General features: G+C 51.3%; 15 protein-coding genes. All 15 read left to right on the top strand.

The genetic code is table 11. The annotated features are described in order from the left end of the window. Positions 1 to 118: 118 nt before the first annotated feature. Positions 119 to 1123 (top strand): iron-siderophore ABC transporter substrate-binding protein, encoded by a 1005-nt coding sequence (locus N7326_RS03485; protein ID WP_259077377.1) that lies wholly within the window; start codon positions 119 to 121, stop codon positions 1121 to 1123. A gap of 24 nt (positions 1124 to 1147) precedes the next feature. Continuing rightward, entirely contained in the window at positions 1148 to 3274 is a 2127-nt protein-coding gene (locus N7326_RS03480; RefSeq protein ID WP_263088156.1) for a hypothetical protein, read from the top strand. A 52-nt stretch (positions 3275 to 3326) separates the two neighbouring features. Beyond that, positions 3327 to 4274, top strand: coding sequence for a hypothetical protein (locus N7326_RS03475; RefSeq protein ID WP_259289362.1), 948 nt, complete (start codon positions 3327 to 3329; stop codon positions 4272 to 4274). A gap of 42 nt (positions 4275 to 4316) precedes the next feature. Next, a complete protein-coding gene (locus N7326_RS03470; protein WP_259157999.1) occupies positions 4317 to 5318 on the top strand; it encodes a FecCD family ABC transporter permease in 1002 nt (333 codons plus the stop codon). Further along, on the top strand, positions 5315 to 6367 hold the full coding sequence (locus N7326_RS03465; protein WP_259077357.1) for a FecCD family ABC transporter permease: 1053 nt from the start codon (positions 5315 to 5317) through the stop codon (positions 6365 to 6367). The genes N7326_RS03470 and N7326_RS03465 overlap by 4 nt, the downstream gene beginning before the upstream one ends. Positions 6368 to 6426: 59 nt before the next feature. Then, the gene (locus tag N7326_RS03460; RefSeq protein ID WP_259158000.1) at positions 6427 to 7254 is read left to right on the top strand and encodes an ABC transporter ATP-binding protein; all 828 of its coding nucleotides are present in this window, start codon (positions 6427 to 6429) and stop codon (positions 7252 to 7254) included. Positions 7255 to 7496: 242 nt separating this feature from the next. Further along, a complete protein-coding gene (locus N7326_RS03455; RefSeq protein ID WP_259077351.1) occupies positions 7497 to 8117 on the top strand; it encodes a DUF4230 domain-containing protein in 621 nt (206 codons plus the stop codon). A gap of 318 nt (positions 8118 to 8435) precedes the next feature. Next, a complete protein-coding gene (locus N7326_RS03450) occupies positions 8436 to 10343 on the top strand; it encodes a Rib/alpha-like domain-containing protein (RefSeq protein WP_263088154.1) in 1908 nt (635 codons plus the stop codon). Positions 10344 to 10671: 328 nt separating this feature from the next. After that, positions 10672 to 12711, top strand: a complete 2040-nt coding sequence (locus N7326_RS03445; protein ID WP_263088153.1) for a pentapeptide repeat-containing protein — start codon at positions 10672 to 10674, stop codon at positions 12709 to 12711. A 356-nt stretch (positions 12712 to 13067) separates the two neighbouring features. Further along, positions 13068 to 13448, top strand: coding sequence for a siderophore-interacting protein (locus N7326_RS03440; protein WP_259289357.1), 381 nt, complete (start codon positions 13068 to 13070; stop codon positions 13446 to 13448). Positions 13449 to 14296: 848 nt separating this feature from the next. Further along, positions 14297 to 15781: a hypothetical protein gene (locus tag N7326_RS03435; RefSeq protein WP_263088152.1), complete on the top strand. Its 1485-nt coding sequence runs from the start codon at positions 14297 to 14299 to the stop codon at positions 15779 to 15781. Between the two features lie 367 nt (positions 15782 to 16148). Then, the gene (locus N7326_RS03430) at positions 16149 to 18029 is read left to right on the top strand and encodes a hypothetical protein (RefSeq protein WP_263088151.1); all 1881 of its coding nucleotides are present in this window, start codon (positions 16149 to 16151) and stop codon (positions 18027 to 18029) included. Beyond that, positions 18029 to 20413, top strand: a complete 2385-nt coding sequence (locus N7326_RS03425; protein WP_263088150.1) for an RAMP superfamily CRISPR-associated protein — start codon at positions 18029 to 18031, stop codon at positions 20411 to 20413. Before N7326_RS03430 ends, N7326_RS03425 begins: the two co-directional genes overlap by 1 nt. Position 20414: 1 nt before the next feature. Further along, a complete protein-coding gene (locus tag N7326_RS03420) occupies positions 20415 to 22001 on the top strand; it encodes an RAMP superfamily CRISPR-associated protein (RefSeq protein ID WP_263088149.1) in 1587 nt (528 codons plus the stop codon). After that, on the top strand, positions 21998 to 22540 hold the full coding sequence (csx19, locus tag N7326_RS03415) for a type III-D CRISPR-associated protein Csx19 (RefSeq protein ID WP_263088148.1): 543 nt from the start codon (positions 21998 to 22000) through the stop codon (positions 22538 to 22540). Before N7326_RS03420 ends, csx19 begins: the two co-directional genes overlap by 4 nt. Position 22541: the final 1 nt, after the last annotated feature.

The raw sequence follows: 22541 nt of genomic DNA, 5'->3' as shown, positions 1-22541 counted from the left end.
AATGGGGTTGCGGCCCTATTCCCCTCGTGCTGTCTTCTTCTCCAGCAGATAAAGACCTAAGCCTACATGATGACCGCATCATGTGTACCCTCTCAACCTGCTTATGAAAAAGGAATCCATGAACGCCTTGCCATCCATGCTTCGTCCCCACCTCTTAGCGGGGCTCGCAGCCCTTCTGATCCCAGGATTAGTAGCGTGCTCATCTCAAGACGTGCCGCAGGATACGCAATCCTCCAATCGCACTATCACCGATATCGATGGTCAAAACGTTGTCGTACCGCTTTCCCCTCAGCGCGTGGTAGCACTATCTGAACCTACCTTAGATAACCTCCTCGCCCTGGGTATCACCCCGGTCGGAGCGGTGGCAGGCCGCGGTCAAGCAACCTTGCCCAACTATCTTATTGAGATAGCAGGTGACGTACCGCTGTTGGGAAATGTTGCCCAACCCAACTTCGAAGCCATTGCCACGGCTCAACCCGATATTATTTTCGTCGACGGCACCAGCATTAATAACAATCCGCCTGTGATTGCAGCCCTCAACAAAATCGCCCCAGTGGTTTATACCGGTTGGGCGGGGGGTGATTGGCGCGATAATCTCCGCATCACTGCAGACGCCATGAACCTCAGCGATGAAGGCGAGAAATTGATCACAGCCTACGATAAAAAAACTGAAAAAGTATCTAAGGAACTCGACGCCTACGCGGATTCCACCTTTAGCGTTGTGCGCTGGCAGGGCAATAGCGCCTCCATGATCTTAAAGGAACTCCCTGCTGGTCGAGCCCTCGAGGACGTTGGATTGCGACGCCCACCCAATCAAGATCGCGAAGGGCGTGGTCACTCCGACCCCGTTTCCTTGGAGAATCTCCATGATATTGACGCAGACTATATATTCTTTGGCACCCTCGGAGGCTCTGCCGTTAACAACCCCCAAGCAGGCGGTAGCGCTGGGGTAGAAGAGGCCGTAAAAGCCATTACCGCAGCTAAAGATATTCCGGGTTTTAGTGCCCTCGAGGCTTTTCAGCAAGACCATATCATCCCAGTGGATGGCTCCGTATGGACATCCGCAGGCGGCCCGATCCTGATGAATCGCCTGATCGACGATATCGTAGAAAAACTCGTCTAAGAGAGTAGAAATGTCATGACCATAATGACTCACACTTCCATCTACCGCAGCGCAGCACTGAGGCTTAGCGTAGGGCTTAGCGTAGGGCTTAGCATGGGGCTTATTGCTCTCATCGCGCCAGCACAATGGGCCTATGCCAATGAAGAATCAACCACGGCTACGCCAGTAAGTGATGCCGAGGCCGAGAGCGAGTACATCGATATTGACGTCGATGATGCTCAGCTCAGCGTACAAAGAGATGCCACATCTGGCGACAAACTACGCATCAAGGGTTCAGGGTGGACCAACCAAGCAGGGACCGGTTCCACTATTACGGTGAAATTGAATTATCTGAAAGACGGAGTAGTTGCCCAGTACCAGCGCGGTGGCCCAGATACCGGCAATCCGGACCCAGACGATGTCTTCTCCCACCCCAAAAGTGGTGTCAAAGATCGAACGATCTTCTGGCAATTCGTAGCCGACCCGGATGGTTCTTTTGATGTCACCCAAACTCTTCCCCTCAATCTCAGCCCGGGTCAGATGCTCACGATTAACTTCGCTTCTGGTCTCGTCGAGGGAGATACTTCCCGAACCGTGGTCACCCCGTCGCTTCGGGTTGAGGGGCAGCAGTGGATTGCACCACCATCTGATAAGCCCACCTGCCAGTCACCTGTCGCCTCACCGGAGGCTATAGTCTCGGAATTTCCCGACGAGAATAATACGCTGCTGGTCGAAGGACGCGGTTTTTGCAATACATTGCCCAACGGCGGCGGAGCTCGTGTTGTTATCAAATTTAACTTCGGTGGCATCAAACACTTCGAAGAATTTGCGGTGCACCCCAACCTCACCGTATGGGATATCGTTGTCACAAATGACGCAGACGGCAGCTTCTCACACCGCGTGCGGCTGCCCGAAGACACCCGCGGGCAGTGGGGAACCCCCACTCCGCTCAGCGAGGGGGAACACACCCTCAACGTATTATCAGGTTCTCTCCAAAGTGGCGATATATCTCGGTCCATTCCGCTGACTTTTATCAACGGTGAGTACAGCCCCAACGGAGTCCCTGATCCTATTGATTACAAGGCCGATCTGATACCCGCTAATCGCGCCGGGGTGTCTATTCGCCCCTTCGATACCGACCTCATTATCGAGGTACCTGAGGGACAGCCTGAGGATTGGGTGTATATTTCCACCTACCTCCCCGATGGTTCCCCCAGAATTCCGTGGAAAGATCAGTGGTTTAGACTCAGCGATACCAGGAGTGTACTGCTGCCTAATAACGAGGACATTCCCGAGGGACCGTTGAAATTTGTGGTACAAAATGGCAATCGTGGTCAGCGCGGTGAGCTTATTGGCTGGGTTGGCTATGAGTTCAAAGCGATCAGCTCCACGACAACAACCACCGCCCCAACCAGTGCTTATGGAGTTATCGCTAGGGAGTTAGGACTTCTCAATAACAGCCTGACCACCTTGGAAAAAACCATCGACACTCAATTCCTTGCCCCCAGTGAACAAGATAATAATAAGGATCAAGCCACACAGGGTGATACGGCTGGTGCAGATGAAACTGAGCAGGAGATCATTACTCGCCGAATCGTGCGTCGCCGTAGCTTAGTGGCCCCCACAACGGCAACGAACAGGGTACAAGGTCCGAGCTACGACAGCCGCCCAATATCACCAGTAGATCCACCTGTAACAAGCATCGGTGAATTGAATTTCTCGAATGCCGGCAATGTCACCGGCACTGTTGAGGGGGAGCAACTAGCCATCAAGGTTCCAGATTTATGGACGGGACAGTGGGCGAATCTCTATGTCTACCCCGATCTTCCAGGCCAAGAACCTATCGACGCCGGCTGGGTACAGGTAGATCAGTCAGGAACTGTCTATCTGGATACCAGCGGGTTGCCCGATGGTGACTATGCCATCAGCCTCAGCGATCGCGGCGGGAATCTGGTTGGATGGCTCGATCTCGGGCTTGGTTCTTCTGCAAGTCTTGAAGCTCAGCAACAAGACCTAGCTCCTCAGAATGCGCAAGCAGATACCATTCGCCCAGTCATTAAAGCTAACGGGCTCATGGGCCCCACCGACTGGGTGTTAATCCTCGCCTCGCTCATCGTCACTGCTTTGACTGCAGCAGGAGTTTCATTGACTGCGGGCAGAAAACATGCCTAACCATCGCAATTCACCTATCAACTTGGAGCCGAAAAGGACGTGTACATATCTTATGAATTCAATCTTCCCTGTTGTACCCCACTGTGCCACCTCATCTCGTATCCGCCTAGTGCGCTGGGGCGTAAGTGTGCTTGCTGTTACAGGCGGTATCGTATCCGTGGCCCTGCCTACTGCTCTTGCGATCCCGCCAGGAGGTGCAGGACCTGATACGCCAGGGACATCCTCCTCGGTTTCCCCCTCTGTGGTGGAACAGTGCGGGACGCTGAGCTACCAAGTCAACGGGTACCCCGCAGGTGAAGTGGTCAATATCAAGATCGATGACGGGCGTGGCTTCGGCGGTGATGCGAGCGTCCAAGGTCAAGGTGTGATCGCACGACAAAAGATCGATAGTAGCGGTACCGCCTCAGGCTCCATCTCGGTGCCATGTGATCTGCCCCCCGGAGAGCACTACCTACGCTATCTAGCCACCGAAGGAACGAAAAACCTAGGTTATACCAGCGTGGGCAATTCCTACTTCACAGTCACCGCCACCGTAGAGACACCCGCTACTAATCAAAATACTCAGTCCACCCCCACCCAAAGCGCCCGGGGGCGCGTGGGGCAATCAAGAAATTCAGATCGCGCATCCGCCCAACCAGGTGGACGTAATCGCCAAGCTGCGCAGCCTCGAGAAGAAGTAGTCTATGTCGACGAGTACGTCGATGCCCCCGCTCAAGCGGCTTCGCCTAATCAAGCTGCCCAGGCCCCACAGAACCTGGATAATTCCGCTGCGCGCCCTGAGTTTTCGGGAGATACTCATGCCGCCGGCTCCGCAGCCTCAGCACCTGCCAACACTGGAATCTTCGATAAGAAAAAGCAGCAGCAACAAAATGTGGCACAAGCTGCAGCGAATGGCAGCTCTCCATCGGCCCCATATGTGGGATTCTTTGTTGGCCTGGCGATCCTCCTTGTTGGCATGACTGCAATTAATGCGTGGCTCGTGGTTCAAAGGCGTCAATAAATATGCGATCTCGTTCCCCTCTATGGCTATATGGCGATATCTATGACGAGGCATAGGCGGCGACTGAGTTTTCTGCTCCTCGTTGCTGCGCTAGTCTTCATGGTTTTTGCTTCCTTAGCGCTGGGTTCCAATCCTCTGAGCTTAAGTGCAGTCATCGAGGCGCTATCAGGGCGCGGAGATACCATCAGTCGTACCGTTGTGATCGATCAACGAATTCCGCGCACTCTCGTGGTGATGCTCGTGGGTGCAGCACTCGGTGTGGCCGGAGCACTCATGCAAGCCTTAACCCGCAATCCGCTCGCTGATCCAGGCATCTTGGGCATCAATGCCGGTGCCTCCCTGGCCGTGGTCACCGGGGTAGCATTTTTGGGTATTCAAGGGATTGGCAGCTATATCTGGCTTTCACTCATCGGTGCGGTACTAGCCAGTATCGGTGTCTACGTTCTCGGTGGGGTAGGGCGCGCCTCAGTCAGCCCCGCCCGGTTGACACTAGCTGGTGTGGCCATATCGATGGCTATTTCTGCCTTTGTTCAAATGATCTTATTGAGCAACCAGAATGCCTTTAATGAATTTCGGTTCTGGGCAGCGGGATCCGTTGAAGGGCGGGGGGTGGATGTGCTGCTCACAATCAGCTGGATGATCGCTCTCGGCCTATTCCTTGCTTTGCTCGTCGCACCGTCGCTGAACGCTCTCAGCCTCGGGGAAGAAACTGGTAAAGCTCTCGGTGTAAAGGTGGGGCTTACTCGAACTCTCGTCGTGATCTCTGTGACCTTCCTATGTGGAGCCGCAACAGCCGCGGTCGGCCCCATTATGTTTGTTGGCCTCGCAGTTCCATATATGGCACGCGCTATCTGTGGGGCGGATCAACGTCTTGTGATCCCAACCTGCGTCGTGGCGGCACCAGTATTCTTACTCTTTGCCGATATCGCAGCGCGTCTGGTCGTGGCCCCCTTGGAGATCCAAACTGGAATTATGTCCGCACTCGTCGGTGGCCCAGTATTCCTTTATATTGTACGGGGCAAGAATCTGGAGACATTCTCATGAGTACGCCAGCGATAGCACCAACTCGATCCGATGCCCGGTTTTATACCCTTAAGGGAATTCGGTTAGAGAAACGATCCGTAATTGTCGGCACCATCTTTGCTGCGGTGATTGCCACCGCTATGATAGGCGCGCTGAGCTTGGGGGAATACCCCATGAGTTATAGTGAAACGGTCGCTAACCTCGTGGGCATGAGCGAGGATCCGTTGGGACAATTCTTCGTCCGCGATCAACGTCTGCCACGTGTGATTGCCGCCACTTTAGTGGGTGCAGGTCTGGGAGTGTCGGGATGTATTTTCCAGCAGCTCTCTGGCAACCCCCTAGGTAGTCCCGATATCATCGGCTTTACTGTGGGCTCCGCTACCGGTGCGGTTTTGATGATCACTCTCTTTGCGGCCTCCCCGGCCGCGATTGCCGTAGGAGCCGCGATGGGTGGAGTTGCCACCGCAAGCATTGTGTATCTGCTTGCTAGGCAGCATAAAAAACTCTCTGCCATTCGGCTGGTCCTTGTTGGTATTGGTATGGCCTCGATTCTGCAAGCCCTCAATGGACTTATGATCGTTAAGGCCTCCCTGAGCGCTGCTCAAACTGCTGCGCAGTGGTTGGCGGGTTCGTTTAACGCCACAACCTGGTCCGATGTGAGCGTTGCTGCGCTAGCTATGGGTACCTTGATTCCCATAGCATTTTTCTTAAGCCGGCCCTTGAGCATCATCATCAGTGGAGATGAACTAGCAACAGGGCTAGGTGTGCGGGTGGAAGTGCGACGCAATCAACTAATTGCGGTGGGTGTCCTTTTAACCGCGCTTGCTGTTGCGGTGGCTGGCCCCATTTCCTTTGTCGCCCTCGCGGCCCCGCAGATCTCTCGGCGCATGAGTCGCAGTTCTGGGGTGGGCATGGGTAATGCTGCACTCATGGGCGCTGTCCTCGTGATGGTCTCCGATTTGTTGGCCCAGCGGCTCTTTGCCCCCACCCAATTACCCGTGGGAGTCGTCACAGGACTATTGGGTGGGGTCTATCTTATCTGGCTGTTGGTGCAACAATGGCGCACCTAGACAGACGGCACGATGACAAAAGAATTATCCATGAGAGTGGCGATCTATATAAAGAGGCAATGAGCGTGAATTATCAACAGCAAATCTTCGAGGAAGGGCAACCGAGCGCAAAGGATAGCGCCCTCCAAGTGCGTGAGCTATCCGTTGGTTACGGATCTCATTCCATTATTTCTCATCTCACTTTAACTATTCCCCGTGGTGAACTGACCGTTATCGTTGGCCCCAATGCATGCGGTAAGTCCACCCTGTTGCGCTCGCTGGTGCGCGTCATCCCCTCCCAAGGATCCATCCTTCTAGAAGGAGCAGATATTTATTCCTTGGGGGCTAAAGAGGTGGCCAGGAAGATGGGTCTTCTGCCGCAGAGCCCAGTGGCCCCCGATGGGATCGTGGTGGCCGATCTGATTGCACGTGGACGTTATCCGCACCAAGATATCCTAGGTCGCTGGACCAAAGCTGACGAAAAAGCGGTAGAAAGTGCGATGCGCCGTGCCCACGTTCTCGATTTACGCGAGAAGCGTATCGACGAACTCTCTGGTGGTCAGCGCCAGCGAGTCTGGCTTGCTTTAGTGCTCGCCCAGGACACTCCCATAGTGCTCCTTGACGAACCCACCACCTATCTGGATATCACCCACCAGGTGGAAGTGCTCAACCTCGCTCGCGATTTGCAGCGCCACGGTGTGACGGTAGTCATGGTCCTCCATGAACTAACCTTGGCTTTTCGCTACGCCACACATTTAATTGTGATGAAAGACGGAGCAATTCAAGCCACTGGACCCGTTGAAGACGTGGTGACCGAAGAGCTCATTAAGCGCGTATATGAACTGGACTGCAGGTTGGTGAAAGATCCCGAGAGTGGGCGCCCAATCGTGGTTCCTCGCCTCACATAGGAGCTAGCAAGCAAGGGGCACACCAGATGGCGTGCAAGGAGCAGCATCACTGGCACTTTAAGATCTCGCACATTAAGGCCCGCTCATTTTATGGTCGATTATCGTAGGTCGAAATCGGATATAAAGCGTATGTAATATGGAACTCAAGTTTAACTGCAGTCTCAGTAATACTGTGCCAGTACTGTGTCCTTATTCGCGTCTGCTATGGCGCACAAGAAAAAGAAAGAATATCGGGGATTCATATGCGCCGCTTTTTCATAGGTCTCGGCTTAGCACTTTTAACATTGCTCCTTATTGTGGGTTCCGCCTTCTTTTATGCACAAAGCCAGGTATTCAAACAAAAAGAACCCACCATAACGTCTACCGGCATCGCCGCATCTTTCAAAGATATAGCGGAATTAGCTGTGGAGGAATATACCTTTACCAATGTGGGCAAATTTGCAGATGAAGGCCACCAGATCTACGGCCTGACGGTTCCACTTACGGGCAAGAATTTTCTCATTACCTACGACGGCACCGTTAAAGCGGGGGTCAAAGACTTCAGCCAGATCGCTATTGATATGAGTGATAGCGCGAAGCAGGTCACGTTGAAAGTACCGCGCGTAGAGATCATCGATTCCAAGATCGACCCCGACAGTGTGATTGTTTACGATCAAAGCTACAATCCCCTCAACCAGCTCAGCGTGGACGATATGACCCGTTTCCTTACTGTCGAAGGTAAAGCGGCAGAAACTCAGGCCATTGAGCATGGCATCCTCAAGCGCGCCGGGGAGCGCGTTGAGCAGCTCCTCGATACTCATATTAAATCCCTGCTCCTTCATACAGACAAGGAAGACTACGAAGTTACCGTAACCTGGAAGTAGTCTAGAGTAAGCCAGAGCAGACTGTAGAAAAACGCCCTCACCTTTGTACTTAGTGAGGGCGTTTTTCCCATCGGCTGGTGTGGTGAGTGTTGAGATAGGACCCATTAGCGAGGATCGCATATATATAAAGGCTGCCGTAGCACTCAACCCCGTGAGTGAAAAATTTCCTTGAACGCAAACGAGTAAAAATATCAGGTATGCAGCATAGATGCGGTAAGCTTTCCATATTTTTCTATTGACACGCAGACTCCTCGTCGCATAAGGTGAGAAATCTCACAAGGTTTTCTTATGACCTTCTTAACGAGAGGAAAGTGTCGAGTGACACAACACCACATCAGGCGCGGAGCAATTGCCTCTGTGACCGCTATATCCATGCTTGCCGGGTTGACAGCCATACCTAGCTATGCCAATGATTTCGATATCAAGACAATTTCACAGGTCAAGGACATATCCTTCGGCGACAAGGTCGGACGTTTCACGACTCCGACCCAACTCAATATCAAATATATGCCTGATGCACGCGATCGTATCCCAGAGAACCTGGAGTTATTCTCGCTGATTAACGGCCGCGAGTACCTAGAAGGTGCGCTGCACATCAGCAATCCTGATCGCTACGATGAGTCGCAGATATATAAGGGTAATTTTTCGGGTTGCGAGCCAATTGAGGTAGGCAACGAGAAAGAAGAGTATTCAGTCGTACCCAGAGACACGGTGGAGGGGCAAATAAGGGACGGACACCGCCATATCAAGCTCTTCAACGATCCCTATGGCTTCGTGCAGAATAAGCCAAATGACAAGGTCAACTACGCGATCACGACACCCGTCGTGCTCAACGGCCCAGGAGTGTGCTACCCTTCGGTTTTTGCACAGACGCATACAGCGCCCATTAGCGGTTATGCAAACTTTGATTATTACACTCCATGGGTAGCTAATGATGATACCGATCAAGCAGGAATCACAGGTAATGGTGCGAACACCGTCCCGTATTTCACTTATTACAGCGAGGCGGATAAGTCTAATAGCGCCGACTATATAAAGGCATTTGATAACGGTACACCCGACAATATTCTCGACGATGTAGTGGTCACTCACTCGGCCCTTCGTGGTATCCCGGGTCATAGAACTAGTCAGTTCGATGTCGCAGTCGGGCCCGAGTACGTCCCATCACCACAAGGTGACTACTTAGAATTTGCCTTCGTGACCCGCCATCTCTCAGATCCTTCTCGCCCAGGTGCTGGCCGGAATAGGGATAATTTACAAGAGGTGGAAGGATATTCCGGTAAGGCCGTCATTCCCGTCATTATCCTGCCGAAAAAGCAAGAGTTTTCACTTAGCTATAACGATCGTGTTGTCCAAGCTGGAGAGACACTTATTATCGAACCAACAGTAATCTCAGCGCCACCAGCCCAGTCGACATTCACGTTTAAGAATAATGTCGACTCGTGGATCACCATTGATGAGGCAACGGGAACGGTTACAGTCAATCCACCCAGAGATATCGTCAGTGTGACGAAGGATTTGATGGTAGTTGTCACCACGGCAACTGGTGATGAGAAGGAGGTGCCGCTGAAGCTGCAGGTATTCGGTAAGGCGATTGTGCCCCCTGTTACCAGCACCACCTCCACTCCAACGTTAAGCCCAGCTCCGAGTGCGCTGCCGACGCCATCGTCAGGAACCGCTATTCCACCGATTCCGAGCAGCACTACGACTCCGACTGTAGAACCATCCCCCAGTACATCTACTACACCTAGCGCTACGCCCACCGCTACGGCTGCTCCAAGCTCCACAACCACGCCTACTGCGACGCCTGCTCCAAGCGCTACAGCGACCTCGAGCGCCTCGCCCGCACCAACCACATCAGCGACCTCTAGTGTCACACCGACCGCAGAGCCAACACCAACTAACTCCAAGGAACCTGTGCCTGAAAGCCCGAAGAAGGGCTCAAGTGACAACGACGGGGAAGGCAAGTGTACCGCCCATCCTCATATCATCATGCCAGCGCTTGTGACCATATTATTGGGGCTAGCCGCGGCATTGCCGTTCGTCCACATTCCACGAGATGAACGATTAGAGAAGAACAACCCGCTTGTCCGTGACGTTCGTAATTTTTTGCGGGCCAACCGTGGCGGACTAGCAGTACTGACGGCGGTATCAGGGCTTATCAGCTTGCTATTCACACCAGCCACCTGCGACGGACCCACCCTAGCTGATCGAATGAGTTCCTAAAAAAGGGGCTCAGCCCACGGGGCCTGTTGGAAACGACGTGCCAGAAAGCGATGGGGTTGGTTGTGGCCCACCCCGTCGCTACCAAATATATTAAGGCGAAAACCAGCCGGGCTTAACTTCACCGACCTTATTCTCGCGGGCGGATTGGATAGTGAGCCAGCCGACAGAGTGTTGTTCAATTCCCTATATGCCTTGGATTGAGCATGCCTATCTCCTAGGCGCTGGTTAGTAGTTAGCCTGCTTCCGTATTTATTCGGGCGCAGAATATGGCTGCGAGCGGTAAAATCGTGAGGTATCAGAATTTTCTCCCCCAACAAAAGAGGACCTCATGGCTCAAGACACAGGCGAAGAATATCCAGAGCAGAAAACACCAGCAGATATCTCAATCACTCCCGAGTCAGAAACCCCGCTCGAGGCTACCGGTACTGAGGCGGACCACTATACGGTGACCGCAGTAGAAACTGATATTGACGGTGACATTACCGTGGAACTAAAAGCCTTGGACACCCCAGAGGAGGGTACTGACCCGGCGCAGGTTGTAAACAACGATCAGGCGCTGAGCGCAGATGTCGAGGTAGAAAAACCCGATATTGAGCAGGAGCTCGACGCTGGCGTCGTGGAAGAGGAACAACAGCAATCCGCTACCCAAGAAAAGCTGAATGCTGTCAAACAAGAGGGTGCTAAGAAACTCCACGAGGCCTCAGAGAAGTTTTCTGAAGCTTCAGAAAAAGTCAAAGAGGGGGCAACAGAGAAATTCCAAGAAACTTCCGCCAAGTTCACCGAAACCACAGAAAAGGTGAGGGAGGGAGCGAGCGAAAAATTCAAGGAAACTTCCACTAAACTCACCGAAGCTACGGAGAAAGTAAAGCTCGAGGCAGGCGAAAAATTCCAGGAAGCGAGTGAGAAGCTACAGGATTCCTCCGAAAATTTTCAAAAGAACTGGCCGAGTTATAAGGTGCGCATGGCTGCCCTGGTGCGCACAATCGGACGCGAGATCGCCAACGTTTGGGGTGCGCTTAAGCACTGGTCCAATAAATCCGTGCTGCGTGCGCTCGCAGTTTCGCTCGTCATCGTTTTATTTCTTTATGCCACACTGGCCTCGCTCTGGCTGGGAGATCTTGCATCCAGCTACCAATTTGCGGCTCTTACTCAAGTCGAAACCTTCAAATACGCCATTATTGCGCTGGTTGCTAGCGCCTATTTCGTTTTTCGATATTGGGAGCGCCGCGATTCTGCGACTAATCAGCTGGCCGAGGACGGTTTGAGTACCGATCGCCGTCTCGATGAGGCCATGGAAAAATTAGGTTCAGATTCCCCGCAGGTTCGCATTGCCGGCATCTATACCCTTGCAGATGTTGCTGATATCCGAGGTGGCTCTTATAAACAGCGAGTGGTGGATATCTTGTGTGGTTATTTGCGCAGTCATCGCGGAGACGATACCGATGGAGAGCGTGCTGTTGAGTCAACGATCTTCGGCGTATTCTCCGAGCATCTAGTTTCTGCTAGTGGCCTCGAAACTGCAGCGGGGAAGAAGCAGCTCAAGCCAATAGAACAGCTCTGGTCCGATTGCCGTTTCGATTTCCGCCACGCCTATTTCATCTCTGAGGTTGATCTCAGTCAGGCATCTTTTGATTCGGTGGCAGATTTCAGCGGGGCCACATTTACTCGCCCAGCTGTATTCAACTACGCATCTTTCGATGTTGATCCCGTATTCACAGATGCCCAATTCCTCGCTGAGGCCTCCTTCTTCCATACCGTATTCAGGCAAGGAGCGTGGTTCGGCGGGGCTAATTTCACTGAGGACGTGAGATTCGGTAACGCCCAATTCCGGGGAAATGTGAATTTCTCCCGAGCCCGCTTTGAGAAGGATCTGTGGTTGAGCGGGGTGACCTTTGCTGGCGATACCTTCTTTGGTGAGGCGAAAATCAACGATAAGGCGAGCTTCGTTTCGTCCACGTTCACCGGGCATACTGACTTCCAGTACACCACCTTCGGTGGCGAAACCATCTTTGACGGGGCACGCTTTGCCAAGGGCGTATGGTTCTTAAACTCGGTCTTCTACCAGAAGGTTTCTTTCCGTGACGCCTCCTTTGATGCCCACTCTGGCTTTAATGGCGCAACTTTTAGCGCAGAGAGCATCTTCGATGCAGCTACCTTTTATAAGGATGCACAGTTCGAAGGGGCTCGCTTTAAAGGCACGGCCTCTTTCGGCTCTGAAGAGGCACCTACTCGGATGGAGACCGGATCCAGCTTTGATTCCGCTGAAATTGAAGTGAGTGATCCTCCAGTCTTCGAGGTTGATCCCGTTGTAGAGTACTTGGTTTTCAACGACGCCCAATGGCCGGACAGCCTCAAATCCTACCGCTAGATTTTTTATCGAACGCTCGTGCTCCTAAAAGCTCATGCTGCATCCTCATGCCTCAACAAATAAGGATGCAGCATTGTGCTGCGATCGCGTGCGCCACGGACGTAGGCCCCTCGAGACGTGGATGCGCACACTATGAGTGATCGAACAAGCCCACTCAAAGTCGTATAATTGAGGTAAGCCTTAGCCTCGAGGTCTTTTATTGCTATGGTGACCGTAGATATAAGGAATCCGGCGAAGCAGAAGATTAAGCAGGGGCGTCTAAGGTAGGTAAAAGTATATACGGGCTCATCATGAGGGTCCTACGAGTAGAAAATTTTACGTGCACAGTTTTACGAATCTGGGACCACAGTCCCACAATGAAGGCTGTACGGGTAAGCTCCCCGGATTTCATTCGGCAGTGCCAACCATGCGGCGGAGACTTTATTCGCTGCTGGTTTGCCCATCCAGATCAACCCACTAAACAAGTGATGCGAGGCTATACTCTCGTCGATATTGATAAACGCAGTGGTGAGTTCACTCTATACTTCCTGATCCACGAACCTTCAGGGCCGGCATATTTGTGGGTCCAATCCTTTGAGCCCGGGGACACCTTTGAGGCATCCTATTACGGTTCGACTCCCTTTGACCTGCCTGATCCACAGCCGAAAGGTTTCATTTTCATCGCCGATGCGGCTGGATTTCCCTACGTCAATTGTCTCGCTCGTCGCTTGACTGACGATCATGCTATCAGGGTGTGAATGCTGGAATGGCGAAAAAGTGATCGCACAATCCCGCTGCTGGACCATCCGAATATTGCCATCGAATGGGTTCAGCCCGATGCTCAAGCGCTGCTCGACCGCGGCAGAGAATCTGATTGTAAAGGCTAGGTTTCTTCAGCTTATTCGTGCGATGAAGGTTTCATGGCCAGCCAGTCGCTACTTACTTGGTGGGGTTAAAATTTCCAAAAATTTCACACACGATCAGTTTTACGGGGTGAGTGGGAAGGTGACGGAGAGTAGTTGAAGTGGCCAGCCGTGCGTTAATGATCGATCCGAATCTTTAGGATTAGGCGTCGATAGCGAGTGAGTGTCTCCCTCAGATTGCCTCGCTTCATGATCGCCCGTGGTGGATCTTGTTGGGCTATCTCAGGGTGAGATTGTCCCCTAATCTCTCGAGGGTATACCGACTGTAGTCGTTCTTCTTATGTCTGATCCCTGCTGCCCCCGCGATTCGATTCTTGGCCCGCCCTCAGACCTGGGTAGGGCACACTGCTATAACACTTTATCTAGCCGGTGACCAGTGGTTTAAACCCAGTCACAAGTTTCATTGGTAAGGTGCCTTCGAGCAGCCGACTTATTGACATGGGGAACCCATGAGGTTCTTCTTAGTGGTTTTTGTTTTTTATTTCGTTGACAATAGTTTTTTAGAGGATTCCTGCATTTTGGATCTGAAAACTTCTTATTTTATTTCATATGTCACCTAAATTTCTCTTAGAAAATTTCGCTTTGCAGTGAATCTTTAGTGAGTAGAATGGAGGTAAGCATGTTCAGATTGTTGCGAAGTATTACTTATAAAGTTCTACTCATATTGTCCAAAGATAGAGAGGGTGGAAATGAATGCACAGCTCGGAGCTCCAGGAGGCGGGGATGTGAAGAGTCAACATTCTTCCAAGTCAGTCCATGGAAGACGCAGTTGGCTCAACCGGTGGTTTGCCATATCATCCACCGGCTTCGTTATCTTCCTTGGGCTAGTCATTGAATACATAGTGAACTATTTCGTTGGCCCCTCAGAGGAAAGTACAAGCCGAGCTTTGCCTTTTGCCCAACAGGTGATTGTTCCAGTTCCTAATATCCTCATCTGGACTTTTTTCGTGGTTATAACTGGCGCTCTTGCGATCTGGTTACTTGTCAGGCTTCGTAGACTCGACAAGAATGCTGGGACACTGTATTACCTATATGCTCAACCCGGCGACAGAATAGCTACTCATGAAGCTGATATTAGAAAACTGACTCTTCGTTTCAATGATTTCCGCTCGATTATTCGCAAGTTTTCTCCGCCCGAGCAAGCGCCTGAACACATCAAGAAAGACTACCTATACAATGTTCGAAACACTGTGGAAAGTATGTATCTCGAACTCGAGCGCTCCACGAATGACGATGATGAGACTACCTCATTTTATTTGGCGCCAGATATGATATGGCCGGTTGCATTCAGGCTTGGTAATTTATGGTTTCCGCGAAGCGATCAGCTCGTGTTCGAGGAAATTGGAAACGATGAATCAATTACGTGGAAATGGTGCGATCTTGAAGAAAAGCCGAACAAGTGCAGAAAGAGCACGGATTTCTGCGAGATTTTGAAGAATACAGATGCATCAGCGATTCCAGTCGAGGACGCGGATTCAGACAAGAGCGAAAGTAGTATCTCCAGTCAATCGGCGGAGATCTGCCGCAGCAACTTAATAACTGATTATCCTAACGCTAGCTCTTCCATGGGAAGAATGCTGAAAATCAAACTAATAATAGCCATGGCAGGCAAAGTTAGCCCTGGGCCTCTCGGTCTTACGGCTTCTGGCGAATGGGGCGATTTTGAGGACTATGATCTGATTCGTATAGTATGCCCGAGGTCGCTAAATGGCACCGATAACTTTGGTTTTATGGGGGCTTATCTCGTCGACCCTAGGAAGGGCGAAGTGAATACCGACGATATAAGAGAAAATATCCGGAGAGGAGCTGAGCGCAACCCATCCTCTGCGCCTGAAGAAACTACTGAAGACAGATTTTGCAACTTTACAGGTCTGCAACTAACAGAGATAGTGGCCGCTAGCATTGCAGAAACTCTAGACGAGTTCCCAGATGCCGAAGTTTATCTCAGTGCCCGCTTGCCTAAGACTGTAGCACTAGCAGCTGGCCTTCTAATTACCAAGATTGAGTCCAAACACCCTGCAGTAGTCACAGAACCCCATCCGCGTCCCGCGCCCACGCATTATTGGAAACGCTTGCATCTCATGCACTTTGATCAAGATTCCGGAAACTTATACCAGATAACCTGTCACGAACTGGACAGATTGCTGGAAAAGCGGCTGGAAAATTAGTTTTACTTTAATAGAGAGGAAGATAGTCAGAATTCCTAAACATCTGGGCTCGCGGTGACAGGTTTCCTTTGGGCTAGTCCTCTCTCCCTATAGATGTGCTGCAGGCCCATGGAGATTTCAGTACAGCTGTAAGTGCCAATATCTAATGACATTGCGTTGAGCGTGTAACCGATGTCAGTGATAGATCCAGTATGAGTGTCCGTCTAGGAGAGGTTGAGGCGAAAAATGCTGCATCTTCAGATCCTTAGTCGGAGGTAATAATAGGCAGTACTAGTAGTAGAGACCGGAAGTTTAGTTTAGTTCTTCGGCCTCAAAATCTCTCAGACCGTTATCCGTTAAACCCGAGATCAAGGAAGTTCGAACGCTTATGCAAAACGACGTGATAGCAGATCCAGTCCAAAGCGGAATGCGCTGGGTACTGATCGAAACTGGTTCTAATCAAAACTATATCTTCGGCTCCACAAAACAGCGCCATCAGGTTGCGGCCTCGGCGGCGATCTGGGAGTTGGGCTATCACTGGGTGGAAGATGCCTGTCGTGAAGTTTTGCGTGCGTATCCGGGCGTCGAGTTTTCCGCCGAGGTGGATAGAATTCGAGAGTTGCTAAGCAGCGCTGCTACGAACAGAAACTTCGTGGCTCACGTGGTTAAAGCCTCGGGCAAAGCGTATCTTCTCGTACCAAGTAGAGAAATTGGTCGAAAGATTATCAACAAGTTGACGAGTCGCGCTGCTGGGTGGTCTGACAGTGAGCTTAAAGTCGAGGACACTGGTATTGATGTCTGGGGATGCCTTTCAGAGCCATTAGCCCATGATTTTTCGGATGCCGGTCTACGTTTGGCGGAAGCCAATTCCAAACTCGAAGCTCAACGCTATAAACGGCTACCACCTGTAATGAGTGAGGTAGCTATCCCCTTCAACCAACCATGTGCGTACACAGGTGGTCCCGCAACGACAATCCAAACACAATACGGGCTCGAAGAGGCCGTCAGCTCAAAGGTGTCGTGTTGGAATAACAAGGTCCAAAAATCAAGGGGTCGTCTTGAGAAAGAACTACTCTCGGGTTTGGTTAAGAGTGAAGAGGACGTTGTTTGGACTGCTGAAAAACTGTCTAAATTGCGCGATGGGGAACCCGCCGAACCTCGCGACGAAGGTCCTTCAGAGCGCCGCAACTCTCCGAGTTGGGTGGGTGTTATACACGCCGATGGTAACGGAGTAGGAAAAATCTTCACTAACCTGCGGAATATTTTTGTTGATGAGAAAGGAGAATTTGAGGGCCTAGATTTTATCGTCGCGCAGGCACGATTGAGTCGAGCATTAGAATCCTTGACGTGGAAAGCCTTCAGGGGAGCGGTTAAAGAAGTGGCTCCTTATGCACCGAAACCATCGGTGCTGCCACTAGTGGTGGGCGGCGATGACGTCATTGTCAAAGTCAGTGGCGCTATTGCACTAGATTTTGCCAGTGCGCTCACCCGACAGTTCCAACTCATCGCTGACTCTGAAGATCCAGATGCTGAAGTTTTCCAGGAGATGTTTGAGAGAGTCAACAGTTTGGAAACTGCTGAGAACTCTGACAATAATCTCGAATCTTTATCAGATAACTCCGTTTCATCCGTGGACGATCTGGCGCGAAAAAACCCCCAAGATGCCCGCCGGTTATCCATGGCGGCAGGTCTCGTGCTCACCAAGGTTAAGCATCCTTTCCACCACAGTGTCGAATTGGCGGAATCTCTAACAAGCCTAACTAAAGCGACCACGCGTGGACAATCTGCCATGTCGGTGCACGTGCTCTACGAGCCTTCTCTGCGTAGCCTCGATGAACTACGGGAGGATGCCAGTATCCCTGATAACAGGGAGGGTTCCAGTTCTGGTGAATTTTCCAGTTATTGCTACCTGGCCAGCCCATTTGTGACTGTAGGCGATAGATTTGAGCGAGTTTTAGACGGCAAACAGCAGACTGTTTATGCGGTGGGAGACTTGCGAAAACTCATTGACATTTGTGGCGATGCACAAGAAACTACCTCACAAAGTGTCTTACAAGATATTCGCGACGCCATTGTGGAGGCTCCGAATACTCGGAGTGCAAAGAACTATCTGAGAAGTGTTCGAGCACGTGCTGTAGAGGTCGGGGGGGAGCTTCCAAAAGAACTAGACGAAGTGTTCAGATTGGAAAACCCAATGTTCCTGACAGCTATGGAATTAGAACAAGTGCGGTACCAGGAAACAATCGGGAAAAATGGGGGTAAGAGCTAATGACCGGACTACGTATCTTAGTAAAAGCCGAGGCTCAGTCGGACTGGAGTGTTCGCACAGGTCATGGGTTAGCCAAGAATATTGATTCATCAATTGTTCGCGATAGCAATGGACTCCCCTATATCCCAGCTAAAACGATGGTGGGGCTTCTGCGTGAACAGGCTACTTCTATCGCGAGCTCCCTCGACGATCAGGCTGGCCGTAACCTCTGGATGCCGTGGGTAGAGTTTCTATTCGGAACCCAGACGGATCAAGGCAAAAACTATCGTGACAGAGGGGCAGATCGAAAATCTCCACAGCCAGCCCATTTAGTCACAGCGCCTTTGAGTTTGGACGCTAACTTCCTGTCCTCACAAGCTTTCCAAGATATTTCCTTGCGCGAGCTGCGTAAAGCCACCTCGGTGACTCGGTCTTCTATCAAAATGGATTTGCATTCTGGTACGACGGAGGATGGAAGTTTACGCGTTGAAGAACGCGCGCGTGCAGGCCAAATTTTGTATGGACATTGGGAGCTAGCTAGCGCCAAAGGGTGGAAGGAATCGCACCATTGGCCTGCACTATTCCTGCTGGTTGCGGCATTAGAAACGACAACGCATATTGGTGGAAAGCGGCGGAGAGGTTCGGGAGAGTTCACCTTTACTTTAGAAGTTCATGACCCCAAATCCTCTCGACCAGAAGCCTTTTGTGCGGGGGTAGAATATTTAAAAAAGTACCAGGTGGAGGACATCGAGAATCCTCCAGCACCTCCGATCGATGAAGATGACTGGGAGGATTTTCCTCTTGGAACTAGTCACGCAGAGGGAGCGCAGCTGAGAAAAGTCGGAACAATTTATCTCACCACGTTACTTCCTTTGCTGGTGGAACCAAAGAAAAAAGGTACTGTAGTTGACTCCTCGGATTATATTCCAGGATCGGCGATTCTAGGGTTGGTGCAGCGTGCTTTCCGCATACCTCAGGCGGATATACTAGATCGCAAATTAGTTGTTACCCACGCGTATCCCGCAATCGGTGAGGAGGAAAAGCTTCGTACTGTTCCATGGCCTCTACCTTTGACCAGACTTAAAGGTGATACGGTGGGAAATCTTACCAATAAATTCTGCGAACATGAGGTCAACTCGAAGCTGAAACCTCTGATTGGTGGGTACTTGGCGCCTGATCGTACATCAGCCGGAAACGAAAGGCTTCTGGAAACCAAGGTGCCTAAGACTTCGCATACCCATGTTTCCCTTTCCCCAGAAGTTGATCCTGAACTATTTGAGTATCGAGCAATCGATGCCGGAGTAATATTTGCTGCTGAAGTTTGGAGAGACTGTGAGACATCGACCACTCCTAGTTTCCCAGCTGTCACCCGCATAGGAACCTCACATAAGGACGACTATGGTCTGTTAGCAGTCGAATTTGTAGCTGAGAAACAACCAGCTAAATCTCTAGGGGAGGTGGATATCGCAGCTGGTCAGGAATTTGTTGTTCTACTTGAATCAGAAGTGATCCTGACCAGTCCAACTGGTAGCCCTGAGCCAACCGTTGAGGCTTTAATTAGAGAATTGACTCGTGCCATGGACCTCAAGCCCGGGTCCCTGCAGCTCGCCAGAGGTGAACTTGCGAGTACTGCTCAGGGAGAAGGCAAAATGATCCAAGATCTGGTGACATCGATATGTCGACGTGATTCCTGGCAGGTGTCATGGGGGTTGCCGCGACCTTCTTTGGTCGGTTTAGGTGCTGGTAGCGCGGTTCGGCTGAGAACAACTGAACACATCACGTCAGCGGCGATTAATCGCCTAAATGAGGGCATAGGTGCTCGGACAGTCGAGGGATGCGGACGAGTGGCCATAAACCCTGATTTCCTCACGTCACCTACCTACACGGTCGGTACAGTTCAAGTGCGCCCTACGAGTCCGTCGTTCTCGCGTGCCCATGGTCAAGATACGTGGCATGGTGACGCGAAAGAAACTGCCGAGGAATTAATACGGGAAATCTTGATGTATCGTGCGTCGCAAGTAAAAACTATTCCCACGAGCCAAGTCCAGTCCATCTTGCCACACTATGAGGCAATCACTTCTGCGCAGCTGAATCAGCTCCGTACCTTGAGTATGGAAAGCCAGCAACACGAACGAAAGGTTGTTCTCGATCGGTGGATCGGGAATAACTTACCGACGTCCGCGAAAAAGCTACGCCAATTGATGCTTGCTCCTACGGACGCTGAGGGAAGAAAGGTTCTTTTCGAGCTAGTAGATAGTACTGAGAACTCACCTACACCCCCAAGTGTCGAACTATTGGAACGTATTTCTCAGGATGGGCAGGAAGCGCTGATACAGAATCTAGTTGAGATAATTGTTAGGTACTTGGTGTCCAGCGCACTTCAGTTAAAGAATCAGAGGCGATAACGTGTTAGCACAATACGAACTATCTGGGAATTTAATTACTCTCTCCTCTCTTCATGTCGGCTCCGGCGTTGAAGAAGCAGTGATTGATCAACCGCTCATGCGCGATGGTCGGAATCGATTGGTCATACCAGGAACTTCACTAGCTGGAGTCCTGCGCGTTGCGCTCGGGCGTGAGATCACCACCGAGTCTGCTAAGACTAGCCCTATTACGCTATGCGATTCAGTCGCTCCTCGTGAAACTCGTGTTGAAGTTGTAACCCACAACTCAATCGATCGGAATACTGGGGCTACAGCCGAACACCATTTGCACAGTATGGAGATGATCCCAGCGGGAACCTCCTTTACGTTTCGTGCTCTGACTAAGGTTCATAACCCCGAGGAAGAACCCGAGATTCTCCAAGAACTAGAGACCATCGCCCAGATGCTTTCTAGCGGGGATCTCGCTGTTGGCAAAGGTGCCTCTAGCGGGCACGGTCGAGTTCAACTTCTGCAAGCAACAGTTAAGGAAACATCATTTACGGCTCAAGGTTTGCGCGCGCTTCTTCGTAACGAAGTTGCTCAGAAAAAGCTCGATCGATCGGCACCCCAGTTCAAGAGCCATCGGCACATGCTGAAGTTTGAAGTAAACTTTGAAGCAGAAGGTGCACTCTTCAGCGGAGTTCGTCAACAGAAGCTGGTCGCTGATATAGTCCCTCTGACACAGTCCGTACCTGGTAATCCGCACAAGATCCAATTTGTTATTCCAGGGTCCTCGGTCAAAGGTGTCTTTCGTCAACGCGCAGAACTAATCGCCAGAACCTTAACAGGGACACCAGTAGCAGATCATTTTCTCCACCAACTGTCCCAGACTGGCCTGAGGGCGGTCCAATATCTCTTTGGCGCTGGGCCAGAAACACAGACTCAACAGAGCGGACATCGAGGAGTTCTAACATTTTATGATTTGGAGTCCAAAGCCAACCTTGACCGGGATCTATATGCCACCATTACCTCGGGTCTAAAGGACTGCGATCAATCCCAGCTCGCGAGGAGCCTTAAAGAGGCTACAGAACAACTTCGCTCGAGTTCAGGCAACAAATCGCGTGCTATTCGCTTGGACCTGATTACGCGCACAGCGATTGACAGGTTCAGTGGAAATGTTATGGATGGTGCACTTTTCACCACATTAGAGCCTTATGTGAACTGGAAACCTATGCGCATCGACCTCGATGTGGATTTTCTCCGGAAGCTGTGCAGAATGGATGAAAATTCCTTCAATGGTACCCAAGAACAGTGTGCGTTTGGCGCAACAATTGCGCTGCTTCTGCTTCTACTCGTAGACCTCAAAGACGGCCTCCTCCGTTTTGGGGCTGACACAACCAGTGGATCGGGCGGAGTTATTGTCAATGAGGATGATATTGTCTGCGAAGAGATCCTCAAGTCCGATATGTGCTTAGGAGAACTCTTGGGGGTCGAGAATCCTCAGCGTCTGCAGAGTACCCTAAAGGGTCTTCTGCAGCCAGAGCCTGATTCTCCTGAGAATAACATGCTAGATGAATTAACGTCCTTCTGGGAGCTCTATCTTTTGGAAGAGGAAGAGAGGAACTCATGAGCACGAACAATGATGCAGTTTTCCTAACTCGCTTAGCCTCCCAGGCTCATGCCGAAGGGTGCCAAACTGGGTGGTTGTACACACCTAGAAGCGCCTACTTTATTCGCGCCGGTGTGAACGGGTGGGTTCGCTTGGCGGAGACGCCCTCCTATGAGGAGGTGGAGGAAGAATTCAATACCGCCCTGGAGGCTGTATTTTTCAACGAGGAACTTCAGCACCATTGGATTCGTGAGCGGGATCAACAAGGTCGAGTTATGTCAATACATAACACCTCGTCCGAAAAGTATGTCGATCGCGACCTCATTCTGTGGGGCAAAGTGGCCCCCGATGCAGCCGTGGAGTCGCTGGGGTGGACTAAGTTGACATCAGCTCGTATCGGTTCTCTCTGTGTTCCGGTGGAATCGCAGAAGGGGGCTGATTATATTTCCCTTAGGCATCGCCACTATCTGAGCGAGGATGACGAGGGTAACGCCTATCTCTCAGCTCGTAAGTACTTAGCCCTCAGACCTTTAGCGTCTACACATATTCCCGAAAGGTGAT

The organism is Corynebacterium sp. ES2794-CONJ1 (genome assembly GCF_025660615.1).
GTDB lineage: Bacteria > Actinomycetota > Actinomycetes > Mycobacteriales > Mycobacteriaceae > Corynebacterium.
This window is presented reverse-complemented; position numbering and strand designations above follow the sequence as displayed.